Raw genomic sequence first — 18404 nt, 5'->3', positions numbered from 1 at the left:
CGCGCTGTCTCCTGCGGAGACAAGACGCGGTGTCACTGCGTGACACCAAATGGCGCCGCGGTCCTGCGGACCGCCAGGGCGCGGGGCCCGGCTGGACCGTCACCTGCGGTGACGGCTGGGGGAGTTCGATGGGTCCGGGAGTGCGGGCCGGCTGGTGATTCATCTGCGGGTCCTCCCTTCGTCTTTTTGGTGTTTGTGCTGGTCAGAGCGTTCTTTAGGTGCTTCTGGTGAGTGGGAGGGGATGATCCCTGCGGGCCCATCCCCTCCTCCGGTGGCGTCTCCCGTCCTCCGGTGGCTACGGTATGGCACCATCGCGTCACGGCGTCCAGCCCTTGCGGGCTCCCCTTGCCTCCTCACCTAGCGTCACGATGCAGGGAGGGAGGGCACTGTGTAGCTGGTCTACACCACCTGAGAGCAATTCAGGGGGTATAAACAAAAAGCGGCTAGCTACAAAGAGGGGTTCGCTTTGCTGGAAACGCAATCTGAGCGAGCGGAAACGGGGCCCCAACAAACCAAAAGCACGGCGCACATGACGGACACTCAAAAACCACCCCACGCAATGCAGAAAACGCAACCACAAACCCACTGGAAACCAACTCCACTCCCCCGGAAAGCGTTGATGCAAAAAACGCAACCACACCCACAAAACACAATGCAGAAACCGCAACTGGCGCACCGTCAAAAACCCTCACACCGAGCGCTGTAAACCCCACGCGCGGTTGGGGCGTCGGCGCCGTCGGGGGCGGGGATACGATCCCGGCATGAGCTCCACCGTCCGCCGCCGGCCGCTCGGCCCCGGCCCCCAGTCGCACGCTGCCGCTGCTGCCGCTCCCGCGGTCCGAGAGCCCCGGATCCAGGCCGCGGCCGCGGACCTCCCGGACACTCCGCTACGCCTGTCCGCCCTCAGCGTGGTGGAGGAACTGCGGGCGCGGGGCGTGATCGGCCCGCAGGCAGCGCCGGAGAACAGTGCGGCGGCCCGCCCCTACTCGGATGGGGCCGGCCGCCGGGGGCTTCAGCAGTCAGAGTGAGGTGCAGGGGCCGGGAACATGTCCGCCACGAACGCGGCCGGGCACGAACGCGGCCGGGTCATGCATCATGAAACAGCGGCGGCGGCTCGTGCGGGCCTACGCGGCGACTTCCCACCGCCCGCGCGCCGCGGCCGGCAGACCGGCGTCCAGGTGGCGCGCCATCTCCCCGACCATTCGGTCGTGCGCGGCCAGCGCCGCCGCGCGGCGCTCCTTCAGGTCCTCCAGGTCCCGCGCCCCGCGGATCGCGTACGTCGCCTGCACTGCGGCCTCCGCTGCTGTCCGGACCGCCGGCACCAGCAGCGCCACCTGTGCCGCCGGCTCGGCAACCGCGCTGCGCGTCTGGCGCAGTTCCTCCCGCAGCTCCGCCACCCGCGCATCCGGCGCCTGGGTGAGTACCGCGTTCTGGCGGTCCCACATCGCTCGACGATGGTCTGCTAACGCTACGGAGAGCGAGGTCACCGCTTCGACCTGCTCAGCGCGGCGGGCCTGGCGGACGTCGTGCAGCCGCCCTCGCTCCGCTCCGAGGACCCTGATCAGGGCGCCGAGCAGGCGCCCGAGAGTGGAAATCAGTGTGGTTGCCATGGCTCTACCGTGCCGCCCACCCGGCCCCAGCCGAAAGGGAGTTGGGCAGGTTTCCAGTTTCCTATTTCAGGCCCCGCGCCGCGGACCGGCGGGGGCCTGGGCGCTGAGTTAGGCGCGGAGGTGCACCAGCACGGGCGGGGCGGTGTCACCGGCGACGGAGGTCACGGAGAGGACCGCGTGCCCGGCCGGGACGGAGTGCGCCAGATCGGACGCTGACCAGCGCTCCCTCTCTACCTCCCGCACCGTCACCGCCTTTGCCGTAGGCGCCGACCCGGTGACCGCCTGTCGGAAAACGTGCATTGCCTTTGCGCCCGCGGAGTGCGCGATAATCTGCCGGTCTGTCACATCTTGAGTCTTAACCCACTCCTTGCCCCATACTTCGCCAAACGGTGCGCCGTCCCAGGTGGTGACTCCCGCAAACGCCATGCGGCACCCAACGGCGCCGAGCAGTGCGCCCCGCAGGTCCGGCTCTACGTCGTCCAGGGAGCGCAGGGTGAGCACGGCTCCGGCGTTGGCCGAGCGCAGCCGCTGGAGGCCGCGCAGGGCCTCCGCGGTGATGGTCTGCGCGGCGTCCGTGAGGACGAGGCAGGCGAACAGGGAGCGGTCGGTGCGCGCTACGGCGCAGGCCGTGAACTGAGCCAGGACCAGGCGCGCGAGGATCCGGGACGCCTCCGCATGCCCGCGATCCGGCAGGTCGATACGGACTCGCAAGGGGCGGTCCAACTCGCGCAGGGAGACCTGTCGGGCGGCGTCTGTGGGGTCGAAGAATGCGGCGAAGGCGGGGCGGTCCAGGCGCGTAACGCGATCCGCCAGGTGCTCCGTCACGTCGTCGGCCCTGCCTGCCTGACGGGCGCGCAGGTCCAACTCCCGCACCGCGGAGGCGGCTTGCGGGGCGCTGGAGCAAGCCAGGGCAGCGCGGAGGTCTCCGAGCGCCGGTGACGTACCGTCCAGCAGTTCCCGAAGCTCCGGGACGGTCGGGAACCTGTCGTGCACGAGGCGGTACGGGCCGAGGATTTGCGCTAGGGCGGTGCCGGCGCGGCGGGTATCCGCCGCGGTGATGTCGCCGACCAACGCCTCCGCGAGGATCGCGGCGGCCTCGTCGGGGTCAGTGGTGCCACCGTAGAGATCCAGGTCGTACTCGGAGTCGGCACCGAGACGAACAACGACGTCGAACGCGTCGTCAGGCCCGAGTGCAGCACCAGTCGGGCCGACGGCGACGAGGGCGCACTGGCGGGCCAGCGCCTGAAGAGCCATGGATTCCACCACCGGCCGGACGAGTCGCTCGGTTTTGCCGGCGCCGGCGGGGCCGACCGCCAGTAGGGACGTGCCGAGCAGCGCGGGCTCCAGCGCCATTGCAGCGCCCCGGTAGGCGTGCGGAGTCCGGTCCGTGTCGGCTGCGGTGCCGATGCGCACCTGACGGGTCAACAGGTCGTGGTGGGCGGTCCGGCGGTGGAGGTCTCGGCTGCCGGAGGGGTGGGCATAGGCGGCAGCTCCGTCCGCGCGCACGGCGGCGACAAACTTCGCGATCGGCAGTCGGCCGGCGCTCACGGACTCCCACGCGTGCCGGATACGAGCGACGTCGACGTCCGTCATCCGGCCGGCGCGGGCCTCCGCGGTCAGCCGGTCGGCGGCCTCCGCAGCGCCGTGGGCGCGCAGGTCGGAGAATGCGGCTGGGTCGGCAGCCGGGGGCGGCGGTGCGTCGGGGACCTGCTCCTGGAGGTGACGCCACGCGGGCACGATGGTGCGTCGCGCCAGCTCCCTCCACCGCCCCATGCGCGCGGCCGCGACCCCGAGACCGACCACCCAGAGCAGGTAGTAGAGCCATGCTGCCGGAACGAACAGCGCTGGGTCCTGCGGGCCGAGTACGGCCAGCGGCCAGATCCACCACGACCCCAGATAGCCGTGGTAGAGGAGGGACCCCACCAGCCATGCGCCGAGCGCGGTCAGGCAGGCGCCGAAGATGAGCTGGCGCAGCGGTGTTTGGTCCGCGGGCTGCTCGGCACGGGGGCGGTGGCCGAGTCGCCAGATACCCGGGCCGACGGTCGGGCGGGGGGCGCGGAGCCAGCGGAGCAGCGCGTGCTCCGCCGGTGGTGCGGCCGGCTGCGGGGGCACGATCGGGCGGGGTGGATCGGCGGGTGGGTGCGGCGGGCGGGCCGGTGTGCCGCGCGTCTCGTCGGCGGTCATGCGTCCCCCTTCAGTTGCTGGGGTCACCATGGTGCACCGTTGCCACGTGCGGCTTTACAGGCTTTACGGCGACGGCACGGACCTTTCCACCTAGCGGTGCGGGGCGCCCCGTCCGGCAGGGCGCCCCGCATCAACTCTCTTGCGTTTTCTGCAACTTATTGCTTCGTCACTTCGAGTCGCCCCCCGATCCAGACTGGCGGGGCGGGCGGGGCTTTCGCTGACCGTGGGCAGCAATGCCGCCCTGGGGGCCGTTCTGGGCGGTGGAGGAACGGCCGCTGCTGCCGCTCCCGGGTCGGTCTCCGTGGGTGGTGATGCCGCGCATGACTCCGGCGGCCGCGCCCCCGCCCGTACCTGCCGCATTGGCCATCGCGCCGAGCGCGCCGCCGGCTGCCCGCCCCGCCAACCGGCCCTGGACCCTGGCGATTTTGAAACTGTCGCCCATGCCCGGCACTTTGAGAATGAGGCTGACCGCGACCCCCACCGCAATGCCGGTGACCGCAAGACCGGTCGTAACACTGCCGTGCTGTCCCTGGAGGGCGGCGGCCAGCCCCACCACGATGACAATGATCGGCTCTATCCCGACGATGGCCAGTATCCCGCCGGACCACCGCCTGACCGTAGACCACCAGTCTTGGTCAACCAGCCCTGAGTAGACGAGGATCCCGAGTACCGACCCGACGAGTAGGGCCAGGCCGCGCAGGACCATGAGCAGCCATAGCGAACCAGCCAGGGCCAACGTCAGCAGTCCGCGCAGGGCCCACACGAGGGGCCCGCCGCCGCCTTTACCTGACTCCAGATCAGATGCCCAGGACGTGAACAGACCGCCTGAACTATGCGTGCCGAGCGCGGCGGCGATCACCTGCGTGACCGCGCTCACCCCTTGGACGACCACGTACAGGATCGCGGGCGCGAACGCCGTGACTGCCACCGCCAGCCACAACAAGCCGACCGCGTCCCGCATGGCCGTGACCATCGGCGCGCCACGGACCGCCCTTTTCGTCACGGCTTTGAGCCACAACACCAGCACCAGCACAGTACTTGCGGCGAACACCACCGCGTAGGTCTTGATGAACCCGGCGCCCGCCAAGTCGACCTGTTGCGGCGTCTGGATCAGTTCTCCGAGTTGCCGCACCATCCATGCGGCCGCGTGCCCAATCGATCGAGCTAGGGAGGTAAGCGGGTCCAGGGAGTCCAGCGGGTTGTCTGGCGTGGCGCCCGCTCCCCCGGTGGCGCCTGTCCGGCCTAGGCAGATGTCCAGGGCGGCACCGAACGCTCCGTCGCACTTGCCGGGCGCGGGGCTAGTAGGCACGTGCCCTCCCCTGGGTGGTGGTGTGGTGCTGCACTGCCTCTCCCCCTCGTCCTGACGTGATGTCACGGGCCGGCGGGCCCGTGGTCTTTGTGTACCCGTGCGTGCCCCTGGTGGGTCTGAGGGTGCCCGGCGTGGCGTGGGCGCGTCCACCGCGCACAGCCGCACACCGGCCAGCGGGCGCGGCCGCCCACCGGCCGCACCCCCGCCCGCGTCTTCTATATAGGGCCCGGGGAGCCCGACGGAGGGGGGGTCTTTTTTTGATGTGGCTCATGCGTCATCGCAGGTCAGAATGTGGATAGCCGTTGCGCGGACGGTGACGCATCACCGCATCGCGCCGCCGTGCTGCGCCGCATCCAGACCGCCTGCTGCCGCATCCTCGCCATGGTCGACGGCGGCGCTGCCGCATGCCGGTGCGCATCAGCGGCCGAGCGCTGCGCGGACGTCTGCGAGTCGGACGACGGTGGGGCGGTCGGGGTGGGCCTTCGGGTCCAGCCGTGGGCGTGGGATATCCAGCCCTGCCCGCCGCAGTTCGGCCCCCAGGGTCCGGCCGATCATGAGCGGGCGGTTCGGCTGACCGTCCCACCGCGCCCACTTCTTGGGATCCACCTTGGCCAGGTGGTCCCCAAGTTGAGTAGTGGTTAGCCATGGCGGGTTGCCGGCCGCGGCGAACGCGCTGAGCAGCTGGGTGCCGATCTCCGGCAGGGCGGGCGCGCCCGCGGCGGCCGGCGCCTGGGCCACCACGGCGGGGGTTTGCTCGGGGGCGGGGTCAGGCAGCGCGCCGGAGCCGGGGGCAGCGGAAATGGGCGCGGAGCCGCCACTGGGTGCGGGGTCGGAGGCTGGCAGGACGCACAGGCCCGCAGCGATTCGTTCACGGGCGACGTCGGCGGCGCGCTCCGGGTCCAGCCGCGGGGCGTAGCGCAGCACCGGCTCCCGGTGGGTGGGGGCTACCAGGTAGAACCGTCCGGCGTCCGCCGGCTCTTCCTTCGAGGGGGAGGGGATCAGGAGGTGCGGGAGCCAACCCTGCCCGATGGCGGTGGAGATGGCGGTCACCACGGGGACATCAGCGGCGCGGCAGGGCATGAGCACCCGGACGCCGATGGAGTCCGCGATGGCGTCGCCCAGCGCGTCGGATGTGGCGTCCGTCGTGCACAACACGACGGAGATCTTGGTCTTGCGGCTGTACGTCAGCAGCTCCAGGACCAGCTCTTTGCCGCGCCGGGTCAGCCGTCGGTATTCATCCACGAACACAACGATGGCGGGTGCCTCCGCGGTCGGCTCCCACTCATCTTGGAGGTCAGGCAGCAGCCCGACGCGGGTGATCGCGCGTTCCAGCAGCCACTCCAGCAGTGGCTCCGCCACCTCCTTGGAGTGGGCGGAGCGTGCTGCGCAGCCCCGCAGGGGGCCCAGGCCGCGGCCGGTTGGGTCGATGTCGACAGCGACGGCGTCCACGCACGCGGTGACGAACTCGGCCAGCCGGCGCACCAGCGTCGATTTGCCGCCGCCGGAGACCGCGGTCACGATGATGTGTTGCCCAGCCAGCAGGACATCGGAGTTCTGGGCGTCGATCGACGGCCCGAGGTCCACCCGGTCCAGGATGGAGCAGGAGCGCGGCGCCCGTACGGGGTAGGGGGTGGCGGCCGCGGCCGCGAACGGGTCGCTCAGCAGCACGCGGAGCGTGACAAGCGCCGAGTTCTCCGCGTGGGCCGGCTGCACCAGCAGTCGACTCCGCCCCACCTGGAGCGTGGTGGCGACCGTCGGCAGCAACGCGCTGAGCTGCTCCAGAGTCCCGCCTTTCAGGACCAGTTCGGCGGTCCAGCCCCAATCGGTGGGCTCCGGCACGCCGACCTCCGCCACGGGGGCCCGGTGTGCTCGCAGCGCCAGCCGGATAGCCTCCCGGGCCTCTCGGGGTGAGCGTCCAGCCTCCCGGATTGGGTACGGCTCGGGGTCGGCGGCCTGGTCGGCATGAGCTGGGGTTTTGGGCGCGACGAACAACAGCTTCGGCACGGGCGGGCGGCGTCGGGTAGGGCGGCGTCCTTGCGCCCAGGCCAGGGCCAGCAGCGCCGCGGCGGCCGCCGCGGTGACGAGGACGTCAACCAACGGGGCGAGCCACCACAGCAGCAGCCACACCGCGCCGAGCCCGAGCAGCCAGCCGGCCGCGGACCAGTGCCGGCGGGCCTGGATCTGTCGGCGGCCGATGCTTAGCATCTGGGGAGTGATCTCCGTATGTGTGAACTCCGCTTGCCCGATTTTGAGTTGAAGCTGCGCCCACTGCATCACGCGGTAGGAGATCATCGGTGAGGCGCCCATGCCTACGCCGTAGCCGTATCCGCCGTAGCCCCGGCTCTTCCGCTGCATAGCCATGCGCTGCATTTGCATCGCGGTCGCTTGTTTCTGTTGGCTCTTCAACAGACTGATGTTTTGCTGGACTTCAGCCTTTCCGCGCTGCTGGTGTCGCTGCCATAGGCGGTACTGGTCATTGAGCAACCGGTGCGCAACATGGGTGTCTGTTTGGTCTTCCGCGCGCCACCAGCGCCCGTACTCGGCTCGGAGGTGACGCCACCCGGCCGCGAGCGTGCTTTCGCCTCCCCGGTCGGGGGTTGCTCCGGAAACTCTCTTTCCACCCATCTGCGACCCTTTACAGCGTGCTCACGAAAATCTGCCCGATGGTGTTCCCACTGGTTCGGATGAGCCCCATTGCCATCCCAATGAGGCCGGCGGAGGTGCCGAGCCAGATACCGGTAAGGGATCCCCTTACCAGTGGAGAGATGAGGTCCCGACGACCGGACTTGATCATTCCCAAATAGAAGAGCAAGCACACGATTCCCGCGATCGCCCCGCCGACGGCGACTTTTTCACCACCCGTCAGCGGCGCACCCTTTCCACCGGGAACTACCGCACCAGTCGCGTGCTCCAGCGCGTACTTCCCGATTCCCTGCCCGAGCACCGCGGCACTACCACCCATGGCACCGAGAACGCCACCACCCAAAAACAGTAGAGCCGCGAGCGCAACTCCCATAAAGAAATGGATTTTCGGTGTTGGGTCGCCGCCCTTCCAACGCCCAATCTGATACGCCAGGATGCCGAGCCCGAGCGCAATCGCGCCGAGCCCCCCGCCCACAGCAACGCCGGTATTCACGTCACACTCCTGTCAGCCAATGAAGCGTCATGCGCCAGGCCACACGCAGAAATCCGATAGCTGCCACCCACGCCAGGGTGACGACGACGAGGCGCAGCGCGTACCCGACGTACCGCATGCGCCAGCCACGGGTCAGGGCGGAGCGCACTCCTCCCACCAGCGCCATGACCAGGTGGCCTACGGCACTGGCCAGAGCGCTCCCGATCGGCACCAGGGCGAAGAGCCCGAGCAGCGCCGCCACCAGCAAAACCCACCCCAGCGGGGCCAGGGCGCCCTGCGTGCGCACCACCTGGACCACGACCGCCGCCGGCCCAACGCCCCACACCCATGCCACAATTGCGATGACTAGCGCGGGGATATTCAGCTTCAGGTGGAGCCAAGAAATATCTAATCCACGCTTTTGCGCTGCGGCATTGGGGTCTAGCCGATCCGCGATCGCATCACCGATTTGTGCACCGATTTCCGCGGCCTGCCCCATCTGCGTGCCGATATCGCGGAGTGCGGCCTGCGCCTCCGGGCCATGCTCGGCCCATGCATCCTGGGCGGCTTCAGCCGGCCGTGCCCACCAGGGCGTGTCCGCCTCGTCGCCGAGCTCGGTCGACTGTGTGGCATCGGACCTGGTCAGCGGCTCGGGGTGGGCAGGATCAAGAGCCGGTGCTGAGAGGTCGTCACCGACTGCTGCACCTGCCGGTGATGGCTCCGCCCCAGCGCCTGCGGCCGGCTCGGTTAGCGGCACGTCAGGTGCCTCTGGTTCTGGGGGAGCGTCAGCAGCCGGTTCGGCGGCTGGCGGTGGCGGGTCGACACCGCCAGCGTCCGGTTCATCGGTCATCGTCGCCACCCCCTTTGGCCCGGCGGCGGAACGGCGATCGCCGCATCGGTCCGTGCAGGGTAGCCGCTGGTCAGCGTGGGGTCAGTCACCCGGCCGGCGGCGGCGGCGCCACCACCTACACCGCGGCCCCGCCGGCGGGGCGCTCGCCGGCGCGGTGAGCGGCTCGCTCTTGGTCGTCACCCGCGCGGCTGACTGCTCAGTGACCCCGCTCTGAGCAGGGACGATGGACTGCCCACCAGCGACCGCCGCAGGCCCTGGTCCAGGGGCGAGCGCGAGCAGAGCGCGGCGCATGTCGGTGAGATGCGCGTCTCTCGCGGCCAGTTCGCGGCGCAGGTGCTCAGCCTGCGCCTCCGCCAGGGCTCGGCGGTGCTCCGCCTCCGCCAGGGCCTGCCGGAGCTCGCCCTGCTCATTGGGGTAACCAGTCCCCGCGCTCACCCTGCCCACCTGGCCCTGCTCACGGGCCGGCGCATCCGGCGGAGACGGGGCATTGAGCCGCAGCCCGGCGCCCAGCAGATCCTCTACCGGGATCAGCCAGCCGCGGCGCTGGTCGCGCTGTGAATTCGGGAATTTCCCGCTCTCCCGATAGCGGCGGATAGTGGCGCGGCTGACGCTGCACGCGGCGGCGGCCTCCGTCATACTCAGGCGCGGACGATCCATGGTCCGATTCTGCCCGCACAGATGATCTCGGCAGCAGACCACTGTTTCCGACGCGCCGCGCCCACGGGATCGACCGGTAAGCCCCCATGGGGGCACCGTAAAACAATTCCCCGTAATTACATTCAGGGAACATTTAGCCAGCATCAGCGGCACATTCTCTCGGGGCTTGATGATTTGATTTACAGCGGCTGGAAACTGCGAATTCCTGGACATCGATGCCGACTGGAGAGGGGATTGCTGCAAAAGCCCTAACGAAGGGCGCGCGGGCCCGACCGTGGAAATTGCACGGTCAGGCCCGCGCCTTTCCACTCGGCACCCGACCCGTGGCCCCGTCCGGCGGGCCACGTCGCCGCTGGACCGCCGGTCGGCGGGAGGCGTGGCCGAGCACGCCCAGGCGGACGTCAGCGCCCAACACAGCCCCGGGCGGATCCGCCCGGGGCGTCACGCCGCTGACCTGCACAGACTCAGCGTGCGGGACACTGACGCATGCACTTCCGCCGCCCCCTGGGCATCGGTCCGGCCCCCCGCCCGACCACCAGCACCCCAGAGCCTCCGCGCCCGGACGCCACCACCGCGGCGGGCCGCTACCCCGCCGCCCCCGACGTCGAGCACCCGCTCGCGCCCCGCTCCACCCCCGGGCGCCGGCTGCTGGGGGCTGGTCCCCACCAGCCGGCCGACGAGGACTTTTCCACGCCGCTGGAAAGGCCGGAAACGCGCAGGTGAGAGGCGGTTTCCATCGGGGCGACATGACTCCGGCCTGCGGAGAGTTCCCCGAACCCCTAAAATAGAACGCGTGAACGATTTGCCGCCGGACCTGCCACGCCTCCGCACCTTGGAGACCTGGCTGCACATGACGCTCGCGCGCGTCCGGGGACGGATCGCCGAAGTGGAGCGGCAACAGACCGTGGCGGCGCAGACGGCGCCGCCGCCACGCCGGGCGCAATGGCTGCTCCAGACCGACGTTGGAGCCAGCAGCCGGCCCGTAGCACTGCACGTGGGCAACTGCTCGGCTGCTGGACGTCGAGCCCGCCCGCTCACCCGGGAGCAGGCGCTGCACGCCATAGCGGAGGGCCTGGAGGCGTGCGTGCTCTGCCGCCCAGATACGGAGTTGGGCCTGGTGTGAGGCCGAGTCGGGCCAGACCAGGGAGGGTTGAGCCCCTCTCGGATGCGCCAGGAAGCTCTGTACGGCCGCCTGGCGCGCTTTCCGGGGCGTGTTGGGGAGTTGGGCGAGTTGGGCCCGTAGGGGCTTTGAGCGCCCACCTGGGGGCGTTCCTGGGGTCATGAAGCTGAATCTCCTAGGTGCCCGCCCGTACGCGCGCCCTCGCGCGCCCGCGCCCGCGCGTCCTGTGGTTGCTGTCGAACCGTGTCGGTAGACAGTCACCCCCACAGGGAGATCCGTCTGTTCATGAGGGCATGGTTGTGCGCGTAGCGCATGACCATGACCGGGGGGATGGTCCAGCGCATCCGAGGCGCTGGCGCGGGGTCCGGGGCCGGCGTTAGGCCCCGGGGGAACAGAAGGTGGGCGTAGCCCTCCAATTCTGTATGGCTCGGCTTCTCTGTGGCTCGGCTTCTCTGTGGCTCACCTATTTCTATGGCTCACCTGTGTATATATCCGGGTCCAAATCTGGGCTGGCCCCCAGCCCAAATCTGGCCCTGGCCCCCAGCCCAAATCTGGGCTGGCCCCCAGCCCAAATCTGGGCTGGCCCCCAGCCCAAATCTGGGCTGGGGGGGGTGGCCGAGGGGGGAAGGCGACGCAAAAAGACCCCGGCCCAGATCTGGGCCGGGGTCTGACCTGCAACTATGTGCCGAACGGAGCTAGGTGTCCTTGGGCTCTCGGAAGCGGGTCACGTACTCGTTTGACGTCCGCGAACCGTCGTCCTTGTACCGTGGCCGGACCTCCATGGCGCGGGCCGCAATCAGATCTGCGAGCGCTCGCTTCACCGTGTTCCGGCTGACTCCCATCTCTTCTGCGATGGTGTCGAGTTTGGGGAATGTCTGGTCAAAGCCCCCGTACTGAGCCCGGAGAAAATCGAACAGCCAAACCGACTTCCGGCACTTCTTGATCACCCACAGTGGGGTCTGGCTGAACTTCTCGGTGGGGCCCTCGTGCCGGAGTTGGCCCGAGAACTCATCTTCCGCCATGGCGGTATGCCTCTCCGCCCTGTCGCTCCCACCTAGGTGACCCGCGGTGCGGGCCGGTATGGTGGAGCACAGAGCTAATCCCAGCGAGCGGCCCCACCGGCGTCCAAACCACGGGGCCGTTTCGCCTTTTTAGAACAAGTCTTGTGTCGGCGATCGTACAGCGGCTGTTACTGGGTGTGGTGACGTGACGTCACTCGCCAGCGGGTGCACCTGTGGCTGCGGGGACGGGCCACCGAGCCGACGGCCCGCGGGGTACTGGATACCCGAGTGCGAACAGGTCACCGGACATGCGCACGTCCTGGACCTCCACCGTCCGCGGCGCCCCGCGGCCGCGGCCGGACAGGTACGCGATACGGAGCACTCGCAGCAGCGCCGCGCCGGTGCGCGGCATGCCGAGCAGTGTCGCTTCCTCGGGGGTCGGCATGCGAGCGGAGGCGACCTCCCGCCACGTCAACGGCCGGCCGGCCCATTGCTCCACCCTGTCCACCAGCCCGCCGGGGCCCGTGTCGTTGGAGGCCGTCTGCGGAACCTCGTCGACGATCCAGGGGGCTAGCCAGGAATCGGCGAGCTGCCGGTGCTCGGCTCGGTCCGGGTCCCCCACGATCCGCCGGCGGATGGTCTGGGGCGACTCCGGCGCCACGCCTAGGATTTCGGCGACGTCGACAGGGACCGGCGCGGTGTCGACCTGCGGGGAGGAGCCCTCCCAGGGGAGTGGGCGCCATCCCTGAGACTCTGGGCCGGAGTAGTAGCCCAGGTCATCGCGTTCTACGGACCTATGACGCACCGTCAGCCGCGTGCGGCTCGGATGGAGTCGGACGTACCAGCCGGCGCGTCCCCGGCTTTCAATCAACCCCTCTCGACTGAGTTCGGCAAGGGCTTTTCGAACAGTGATGTCGCTGACCCCTTCACCTGCGGCAATGTCTTTCATGTAGGGCAGGGCTGCACCGGGCGCCAGCGTGCCGCGTGTGATGCGCTCTCGCAGGTCATGGGCGATTTTCCTGTACTTAGCGCCCATCGGCGTCTCCCATCCTTCACCCCGTCATGTCTTGTCTAGCGTATACGTCAGCCTTGAAAGTGTCATCGCTGACGTATACGTTATCTCTTGGCAGCTACGAGAACAGCCCCCGGCTGGCACCAGGGGCTGTCCTGCGCCGGTGCTGACACACCAGCGCGTTGCCGACCATCCGGACTAGCGAGCGGAGAGGCCGACATGACGAGGATCGCATTTCAACTGCGGCGGTGGCGCAGGCGCCGCCGCTCCGCGGCCGCGGTGAGCACGCGGACGCCGCTGCCGATGCCCGGCCGGGAAACGGCCGTGCCGGACGCGTCTTTCCAGGCGTGGCTGGGTGAACTCGGCGTACAAGGGCGGCTGCACAGCCGGATTGACGGTGTCCGGTGACCGCCGAGCAGCCCGAGTTGGAGAGCTCGGAGAAGCACGAGGCCAAGGTCACCCAGGTGATCCCGGGGACGTCCTGGCCGGTCCGCCCCGGGGCACCCGGTGACGAGGAACCTGCCCCCGGTCCCCGCCTGGCAGCCTCGTCGTCCCCGCCCATGCCCGCTGCTGGTGGTGCCGGCGGGGGAGCAGGTGACGGTGGCGGCTGGTGGAGCCTGGTGGCCGCCCCGACGCCTCCGCCGCCCGGTGGCGGAGCGACGGGTGCGTGGCCGTGGGGAGCGCCGGGGCCGGCCCCGGCGGCGCCGTTGGAGGTCCGGGTGACGGTCGACCTGGTCAAGCCCGACGCGGAGCCGGAGTTGACCTGGTTTCAGCGCGTCCGGGCGTGGTGGGCCGAGCGCGTCACCCCGCACGGCGCCGTGATCGCGCTCGCTGCGTCCGTCGTCCCGATCCCGATCGTCGGGTACGGGGTGGGCCCGATCTGGGGTTCGTTCCTTTGGACTTGCCGCATCCACACGCATCCGGTCGTGGCGTACATCGTGGGGTTCGGCGCGCTGGCCCTGGCGTGGCGGCGCCTCGTCCGCGGCGGTGGAACGCCCGTGATCACCTCTCGGCGCGCCAGCCCTGGCGGCGCGTTCGCCCTCTTCCTGGTCTCCACCAGCGTCATCGGCGTCATCTACGGCGCGGTTCGCCCGCTGGACATCGTGACCCTGTTGACGGGAGTGCCCGCGTGAACGTCACCCTTACTGTCTGCGGGGCGGCCCTGTCCCTTACCGTCGTCGCCCTGTCCGTCCGTAGCTGGTGGCGCGGTAACCGCGCCTGGAAGCCGGTACTGCCGTTCGTCGGCGGGATCCTGATCGGCGCCAGCCTGTTGCTCTGCGCCGGCGGCCTACTCGGTTGGGTGGCGGTCAAGGCTGTCGACGCCAACTCTGCGGCCGGCGACTGGGCGATCCGGCGGGCGACCGGCCATAGCGGCGGAGCACTCAGCCACGGGGGCATGGGCACGCTCACCACCGCTGGCGCCTGCGTCCTCGTCGTCGCGGTCGCCGTCGCCGTCGTCGTCTACAAGGCGGCAGGCAAGAAGGTCAAGGCCAAGCTGGGCGGCGGCGTTTACGTGGGGGTCACGCTGTGCGCGACCGCTGGGGTGGCCCAGATGATGCAGTGGCTTCCCAACGCCTACAACTCCGCCGGTCAGAGCGTCGTCAACCTGCTGAACGGCGGCGCCCTGTGAGCACCGAATACACCGAGCACGAGGCCGAGCACGAGAACGTGCAGCTACTGCCGTGGCTGCGCCAGCAGGCCACTGACACCGCAGCGGTTCTGACCCGGGGCATGCGGTGGGCCGTCGGCCTGGTGGCGCGGCTGGGGGAGGGGAGCGTGCAGCTCGGCCCCCGATTGGCCGCCCATCTCGCGGCCTGGGTCCGCCGCGGGCATCGCGCAGACCTTTCCGGCGTCTCCGCCTATCTCGGCAATGGCCTGCGCGTTGTGGCTCTCGTCGCAGCCGCGTACGGGGCGTGGCGGCTGGCTGATCGTCACCACTGGGTGATGGCTCCGGCCGCCGGCGGCTGGCTGCTGGCCGCCTACCAATGCCACCGCGCCAACGGGCAATGGCCGGCGCTCCCCGGGCGGCGTGCCGAGCAGCCCGACGAGGGTGCGGCCGAACTCCCTCCCGAACTCCCCGCCGAACCCCCGGTCGTCGCGCTGGTGCGGGCCCAGATCGGGGAGGACGAGGGGGTCCACCTCTCGGAGCTCTACCCGGCCATGCGGGAGCACCTGGAGGGGTGCGCCGACGCCCCCGACGAGCAGTTGCGCCAGATGCTGACGGACCACCACCTCACAGTGGCCCGCACGGTGCGCTCCCGGGGGGTCGCCGGGCGGTCCGGGATCCGCCGCTCTGCCCTCCCTCCCCTCCCCTCTCCCAAGACCTCTCTCCGCAAGGCATCTCCGGCGCTCTCCATCGATGGAGACGCAGGTCAGAGCGCGCCCATGGAGAGCGATGGAGAGGGGTGGGAGAGGGGCGGAGAGGGTGGAGAGCATGTCTACCGGCAGGACCCCGACAACCCCCACCGCTGGCGCGTCACCCGCTCCGGCGACTGAGAGAGGACACACGCGATGGGCTACCGCTACGAGTGTCAGGCATGCGGCGGTGTGACCAAAACGGAGACGGAGGCGGAAGCGGAAGCGGTCCGGGACCTCCACCGCGCGGTGGAGCACGGGGGGTTGGCGCCGATGGCGGGAGACCTCGTGCGGCCCAGCCGGATCCCGATACCGCAGGGACCCGCGCCGGTCTCCACCGGCCGCGCGCTGCTGCTGCTCGGGCTGCTGGTAGCCGCGCTCCTGATTGCCCGTCTGCTGAGTCACTGACGCGTGCCTGTCCGTCCCCTCCCAGGTCACCGGGTCGGGGCGGGCAGGGGGGACGTCAGCGACCCCAACCCATCCAGGACGAGAGCGAGAGGCAGACATGAGCCTGATTCCGCGTAGGTGCGAGAAGTGCGGCGAACGCCGACGCGACGTCGCCCGCCAGCTCGACCCGTATACGACTGCCCTGGAGCCGGAGAGCGACGACCACGACGTCGTGCAGCTCTGCGAGCCGTGTGCCATCGAGAGGTTCGAGGAGAGCTGACGCGGCGGTTGCCTGTCCGCCCCGAGCCTTCCGCGGCCGGGGCGGGCGGGGAGCCGCCAGCAGAGGGCGCTCCGCACACAAGAAACCCCCGGAACCGGTCGTCATCCGACCAAGAACAGCGACCGGCCCGGGGCCCATCCCGAAGGACAGGTGTTCATCATGGCATTGCGCCGTGACATGCCGACACGTGACCCCGGCCGGCCCGGTGAGCGGCCGGAGGACGTCACCACCTACGACGCGGAGCGGGGCGGCTGGCACCGCTCCCCCGCCGAGCAGAAGCCGCTCCCCGGCGCCCCTAACGGGACCGTCGGCCGCCTCCGGAAGGGGGCGCGGTCGTGATGATCTGCTGCGGAAAGCCGATGCGTCAGGAAGGGCGCATCTGGGTCTGCGACGAGTGCTACGGCTCGTACGACCCGGGCTTCGCGCCCGGGGCCGCCGGTCTGCGCATGGTCCCGACCCCCCGCCGCTCCGCGGAGCGCTGGCTGCTCACCCACTGGTCCGGTGCCGCCCTGGCCCGGGTCGGACGGGCGGCCGACGTCCCCGCCATCGCGCAGGCCCTGGCACCGCTGACCGACTGGACCGCGCCGGCCGAGCAGTTGCTCGCGACGTCCGGTCTGGCTGGCCGTGTGGCCCGCGCGCTGTCCACCACGCCCGGCGTGATGGTTACCAGTCGGCCGGGGGTGACGGCATGACGAACTGTGAGAGCTGCGGAGAGGCCAACTGGCCCGGGGCGTGCACCCGGTGCGGCGCGAAGGTGGAGGACGACGAATGACCACCGCCGAGCAGTGCGCGGAGGACTACCGCCGCGCCGCGCCCTCCCGCACGGAGGGGGCGGACGGGGACCAGGTCGCCCGCGCCGGCGCCGCCGAGTCCGCAGAGACGGAAAGGGGGCGCGACCGTGGATGACTTCACCCTCCAGTGCCGGATCCGGGACGCGGCCGCCTACCGCATGACGGACGGTCAGCAACAGGCCGCGCTCTACCTGTTCCGGGACCTGCTGGCGGCGGCCGGCGACTACGGCGTCACTCTTGAGCACTTCGACGCGACCGGCGCCGATCTCGCGCTTGTCGTCGTGGGGGTGATTCGAGCCCGGAGCTTCTGACCACCCACCCGGCGGGGTGTGCGGCTGACGTTGCTCATACCGTGCACCCCGCCCGCTGATTCCGGCGCTCCCGCGCTACCGCACCACCTGATTGGAAGTGAGACCACGTGGCAGTCGAGATGACCGCCCAGGAACTGGCCCTACTCGAAAAGCGAGTTAAGGCGAACGAGAGGATCATCACGGCGGGCACGTGGGTGATCGCGGGCGGGATGATCCTGTTTTCCATGCTCACGGCCACACCGTTCGTGGCAGCGCACACGCCCGCGGGCTGGGAGAAGAGCGCGCCGGTGCTCCCCATCGTGGTGGACGTCGCCTTCATCATCTCCCTGCGGACGGACGCGTTGTTGGCCGGCATCGGAGCCAGCGGTGGGGCCTGGCCGTGGGCCCTGCGCATCGCATGCGGAGCGGCGTCCGTCTTCTTGAACATCTGGGGCTCCGTCGAAGCGGCGGACCCCACGGGCGTGGCAGTCCACCTGATCGCGCCCGCGATGCTGATCCTTGCGGCGGAGGCCGGCCCCGCCTACCGGCGCCGCATGGCCCGCCGGTTGGATGCGGCCCGGTCACAGCGGCGGGCCACTAAGGAGCGAGAAGAACGGGACCGTCGTACGGAAGCGAATCGCCTGCGGATTCAACGTCAGCAGGATGAAGACCGGCGGCGCGCTCGGCAGCAGGAAGACGAGGACCGGCGGGCGCGGCGGGAGGACGAGCGCCTGCGCGAGCAGCGGGAGCACGAACTGGAGTTGGCGCGGTTGGCGCGGACCGGTCCCGGGCTGGCGCCTGCCCCGTCGGTACCCGCGCCCCAACGGCCGGCACCCACGCCCGATGTGGACGCAGTGCAGCGACACCAGGCGCAGCAGGCCGCGCTCCGTGCCGCCCTGGAGCGGCCGGCGGCGGAGCCGATTCGCGGTCAGGACAGCCCTGGACTGCCAGTGCAGCCGCAGCCGCAGCCGGTCCTGGCGGGCGCATCAACTGCTGATCCGCGGTCCGCGGCGCACGCCGCGGAGCAGACCGCCGCCCCCCGGGTCACGATGCGGGTAGACGAGGCCGAGCCCGTCGGCGCGGACGACCAACAGCCCCAGCCCCAACGGCGCGACAGCGAGGACGAGGTCACGCCGGAGCCTGCCCCCGCCGACGGCGGCCAGCAGGACGCGGCGGCCCGGCCGATGACGGAGGGTGAGGCCAAGGAACTCCCGGACGCAGTCAAGGTGGAGCGCGCCCGGTATGGCTGGCGTCAGGGATGGAGCAAGCGCCAGATCGGCCGGCACTCCGGCTACAGCCACGTCACCGCCGGCAAGCTGGTCGATCAGTTCGAGGCCGGCACGAAGTAAGTGAGTGTTTTTGAACTCTGGCCGTGAGGTGTGTATGGCTGGATGATCTGGCTCGTGGCGGCTGACGGGACGGCTCGGCGGTACTGTCGTGAGT

At 70.3% G+C, this 18404-nt stretch carries 23 protein-coding genes and 1 pseudogene; 15 read left to right on the top strand and 9 right to left on the bottom strand.

The annotated features are described in order from the left end of the window. The first annotated feature begins 761 nt into the window (after nt 1-761). Nucleotides 762-1028 (top strand): hypothetical protein, encoded by a 267-nt coding sequence (locus ACIQU6_RS41715; RefSeq protein ID WP_403487436.1) that lies wholly within the window; start codon nt 762-764, stop codon nt 1026-1028. A gap of 96 nt (nt 1029-1124) precedes the next feature. Here the strand turns inward: ACIQU6_RS41715 and ACIQU6_RS41710 are convergent, their stop codons facing one another. The 6 genes from ACIQU6_RS41710 to ACIQU6_RS41685 all read right to left on the bottom strand — a co-directional run bounded on the left by ACIQU6_RS41710 (nt 1125) and on the right by ACIQU6_RS41685 (nt 9068). Beyond that, nucleotides 1125-1610, bottom strand: a complete 486-nt coding sequence (locus tag ACIQU6_RS41710; RefSeq protein WP_403487434.1) for a pRL2-23 — start codon at nt 1608-1610, stop codon at nt 1125-1127. Between the two features lie 108 nt (nt 1611-1718). Further along, entirely contained in the window at nt 1719-3794 is a 2076-nt protein-coding gene (locus ACIQU6_RS41705; RefSeq protein ID WP_403487432.1) for an ATP-binding protein, read from the bottom strand. 166 nt (nt 3795-3960) lie between these two features. After that, nucleotides 3961-4929 carry a hypothetical protein gene (locus tag ACIQU6_RS41700; protein ID WP_403487430.1) on the bottom strand — a complete coding sequence of 323 codons (969 nt, stop codon included), beginning with the start codon at nt 4927-4929 and terminating at the stop codon, nt 3961-3963. A 591-nt stretch (nt 4930-5520) separates the two neighbouring features. Beyond that, nucleotides 5521-7464 (bottom strand): hypothetical protein, encoded by a 1944-nt coding sequence (locus ACIQU6_RS41695; RefSeq protein WP_403487428.1) that lies wholly within the window; start codon nt 7462-7464, stop codon nt 5521-5523. Nucleotides 7465-7738: 274 nt separating this feature from the next. Continuing rightward, nucleotides 7739-8239: a hypothetical protein gene (locus tag ACIQU6_RS41690; RefSeq protein WP_403487426.1), complete on the bottom strand. Its 501-nt coding sequence runs from the start codon at nt 8237-8239 to the stop codon at nt 7739-7741. A gap of 1 nt (nt 8240) precedes the next feature. Then, nucleotides 8241-9068: a hypothetical protein gene (locus ACIQU6_RS41685; protein ID WP_403487424.1), complete on the bottom strand. Its 828-nt coding sequence runs from the start codon at nt 9066-9068 to the stop codon at nt 8241-8243. Between the two features lie 300 nt (nt 9069-9368). On the opposite strand from ACIQU6_RS41685, the gene ACIQU6_RS41680 reads away from it, so the two are divergent. Beyond that, entirely contained in the window at nt 9369-9626 is a 258-nt protein-coding gene (locus tag ACIQU6_RS41680) for a hypothetical protein (protein WP_403487438.1), read from the top strand. A gap of 12 nt (nt 9627-9638) precedes the next feature. On the opposite strand, the pseudogene ACIQU6_RS41675 reads toward ACIQU6_RS41680, so the two are convergent. Further along, nucleotides 9639-9704, bottom strand: a pseudogene (locus tag ACIQU6_RS41675) (hypothetical protein); the annotation flags it as partial. Between the two features lie 507 nt (nt 9705-10211). Between ACIQU6_RS41675 and ACIQU6_RS41670 the strand changes: the two are divergent. Both ACIQU6_RS41670 and ACIQU6_RS41665 read left to right on the top strand, forming a co-directional pair. Beyond that, nucleotides 10212-10448, top strand: coding sequence for a hypothetical protein (locus ACIQU6_RS41670; protein ID WP_403487422.1), 237 nt, complete (start codon nt 10212-10214; stop codon nt 10446-10448). 70 nt (nt 10449-10518) lie between these two features. Further along, nucleotides 10519-10848 carry a DUF6233 domain-containing protein gene (locus ACIQU6_RS41665; RefSeq protein WP_403487420.1) on the top strand — a complete coding sequence of 110 codons (330 nt, stop codon included), beginning with the start codon at nt 10519-10521 and terminating at the stop codon, nt 10846-10848. A gap of 692 nt (nt 10849-11540) precedes the next feature. Here the strand turns inward: ACIQU6_RS41665 and ACIQU6_RS41660 are convergent. Beyond that, complete coding sequence (locus ACIQU6_RS41660; RefSeq protein WP_403487418.1) at nt 11541-11867, bottom strand: helix-turn-helix domain-containing protein; 327 nt, start codon at nt 11865-11867, stop codon at nt 11541-11543. Between the two features lie 190 nt (nt 11868-12057). After that, nucleotides 12058-12882 carry a GntR family transcriptional regulator gene (locus tag ACIQU6_RS41655; protein WP_403487416.1) on the bottom strand — a complete coding sequence of 275 codons (825 nt, stop codon included), beginning with the start codon at nt 12880-12882 and terminating at the stop codon, nt 12058-12060. A gap of 195 nt (nt 12883-13077) precedes the next feature. Between ACIQU6_RS41655 and ACIQU6_RS41650 the strand changes: the two genes are divergently transcribed. From ACIQU6_RS41650 to ACIQU6_RS41600, 11 genes are all read left to right on the top strand, one after another. Next, complete coding sequence (locus tag ACIQU6_RS41650; RefSeq protein ID WP_403487415.1) at nt 13078-13266, top strand: hypothetical protein; 189 nt, start codon at nt 13078-13080, stop codon at nt 13264-13266. Continuing rightward, nucleotides 13263-13991 (top strand): hypothetical protein, encoded by a 729-nt coding sequence (locus ACIQU6_RS41645; RefSeq protein WP_403487413.1) that lies wholly within the window; start codon nt 13263-13265, stop codon nt 13989-13991. Before ACIQU6_RS41650 ends, ACIQU6_RS41645 begins: the two co-directional genes overlap by 4 nt. Continuing rightward, nucleotides 13988-14488, top strand: coding sequence for a hypothetical protein (locus tag ACIQU6_RS41640; RefSeq protein WP_403487411.1), 501 nt, complete (start codon nt 13988-13990; stop codon nt 14486-14488). The genes ACIQU6_RS41645 and ACIQU6_RS41640 overlap by 4 nt, the downstream gene beginning before the upstream one ends. Further along, nucleotides 14485-15354 (top strand): hypothetical protein, encoded by an 870-nt coding sequence (locus ACIQU6_RS41635; RefSeq protein WP_403487409.1) that lies wholly within the window; start codon nt 14485-14487, stop codon nt 15352-15354. Before ACIQU6_RS41640 ends, ACIQU6_RS41635 begins: the two co-directional genes overlap by 4 nt. 15 nt (nt 15355-15369) lie before the next feature. After that, nucleotides 15370-15621, top strand: a complete 252-nt coding sequence (locus ACIQU6_RS41630) for a hypothetical protein (RefSeq protein WP_403487407.1) — start codon at nt 15370-15372, stop codon at nt 15619-15621. Between the two features lie 97 nt (nt 15622-15718). Next, nucleotides 15719-15880 carry a hypothetical protein gene (locus ACIQU6_RS41625; protein WP_403487405.1) on the top strand — a complete coding sequence of 54 codons (162 nt, stop codon included), beginning with the start codon at nt 15719-15721 and terminating at the stop codon, nt 15878-15880. Nucleotides 15881-16039: 159 nt separating this feature from the next. Next, nucleotides 16040-16219, top strand: a complete 180-nt coding sequence (locus ACIQU6_RS41620; protein WP_403487403.1) for a hypothetical protein — start codon at nt 16040-16042, stop codon at nt 16217-16219. 20 nt (nt 16220-16239) lie between these two features. Next, complete coding sequence (locus ACIQU6_RS41615; RefSeq protein ID WP_403487401.1) at nt 16240-16572, top strand: hypothetical protein; 333 nt, start codon at nt 16240-16242, stop codon at nt 16570-16572. Nucleotides 16573-16648: 76 nt separating this feature from the next. Then, entirely contained in the window at nt 16649-16786 is a 138-nt protein-coding gene (locus ACIQU6_RS41610; protein ID WP_403487399.1) for a hypothetical protein, read from the top strand. Beyond that, entirely contained in the window at nt 16779-16982 is a 204-nt protein-coding gene (locus tag ACIQU6_RS41605; protein ID WP_403487397.1) for a hypothetical protein, read from the top strand. Before ACIQU6_RS41610 ends, ACIQU6_RS41605 begins: the two co-directional genes overlap by 8 nt. A 107-nt stretch (nt 16983-17089) precedes the next feature. Continuing rightward, entirely contained in the window at nt 17090-18310 is a 1221-nt protein-coding gene (locus ACIQU6_RS41600; RefSeq protein ID WP_403487395.1) for a hypothetical protein, read from the top strand. Nucleotides 18311-18404: the final 94 nt, after the last annotated feature.

Origin of the sequence: Streptomyces sp. NPDC090442, assembly GCF_044769405.1 — a bacterium.
Taxonomy (GTDB): Bacteria; Actinomycetota; Actinomycetes; order Streptomycetales; family Streptomycetaceae; genus Streptomyces.
The sequence above is the reverse complement of the archived record's forward strand: the minus strand, read 5'-3'. Positions and strand labels throughout refer to the sequence as shown.

Coding starts and splice junctions, on each gene's coding strand:
- ACIQU6_RS41695 (WP_403487428.1), bottom strand. CDS start 7,464: ATGGCTATGCAGCGGAAGAGCCGGGGCTACGGCGGATACGGCTACGGC.
- ACIQU6_RS41620 (WP_403487403.1), top strand. CDS start 16,040: ATGGCATTGCGCCGTGACATGCCGACACGTGACCCCGGCCGGCCCGGT.
- ACIQU6_RS41685 (WP_403487424.1), bottom strand. CDS start 9,068: ATGACCGATGAACCGGACGCTGGCGGTGTCGACCCGCCACCGCCAGCC.
- ACIQU6_RS41710 (WP_403487434.1), bottom strand. CDS start 1,610: ATGGCAACCACACTGATTTCCACTCTCGGGCGCCTGCTCGGCGCCCTG.
- ACIQU6_RS41625 (WP_403487405.1), top strand. CDS start 15,719: ATGAGCCTGATTCCGCGTAGGTGCGAGAAGTGCGGCGAACGCCGACGC.
- ACIQU6_RS41715 (WP_403487436.1), top strand. CDS start 762: ATGAGCTCCACCGTCCGCCGCCGGCCGCTCGGCCCCGGCCCCCAGTCG.
- ACIQU6_RS41680 (WP_403487438.1), top strand. CDS start 9,369: ATGCGCGTCTCTCGCGGCCAGTTCGCGGCGCAGGTGCTCAGCCTGCGC.
- ACIQU6_RS41660 (WP_403487418.1), bottom strand. CDS start 11,867: ATGGCGGAAGATGAGTTCTCGGGCCAACTCCGGCACGAGGGCCCCACC.
- ACIQU6_RS41655 (WP_403487416.1), bottom strand. CDS start 12,882: ATGGGCGCTAAGTACAGGAAAATCGCCCATGACCTGCGAGAGCGCATC.
- ACIQU6_RS41705 (WP_403487432.1), bottom strand. CDS start 3,794: ATGACCGCCGACGAGACGCGCGGCACACCGGCCCGCCCGCCGCACCCA.
- ACIQU6_RS41615 (WP_403487401.1), top strand. CDS start 16,240: ATGCGTCAGGAAGGGCGCATCTGGGTCTGCGACGAGTGCTACGGCTCG.
- ACIQU6_RS41630 (WP_403487407.1), top strand. CDS start 15,370: ATGGGCTACCGCTACGAGTGTCAGGCATGCGGCGGTGTGACCAAAACG.
- ACIQU6_RS41700 (WP_403487430.1), bottom strand. CDS start 4,929: ATGGTGCGGCAACTCGGAGAACTGATCCAGACGCCGCAACAGGTCGAC.
- ACIQU6_RS41670 (WP_403487422.1), top strand. CDS start 10,212: ATGCACTTCCGCCGCCCCCTGGGCATCGGTCCGGCCCCCCGCCCGACC.
- ACIQU6_RS41610 (WP_403487399.1), top strand. CDS start 16,649: ATGACCACCGCCGAGCAGTGCGCGGAGGACTACCGCCGCGCCGCGCCC.
- ACIQU6_RS41650 (WP_403487415.1), top strand. CDS start 13,078: ATGACGAGGATCGCATTTCAACTGCGGCGGTGGCGCAGGCGCCGCCGC.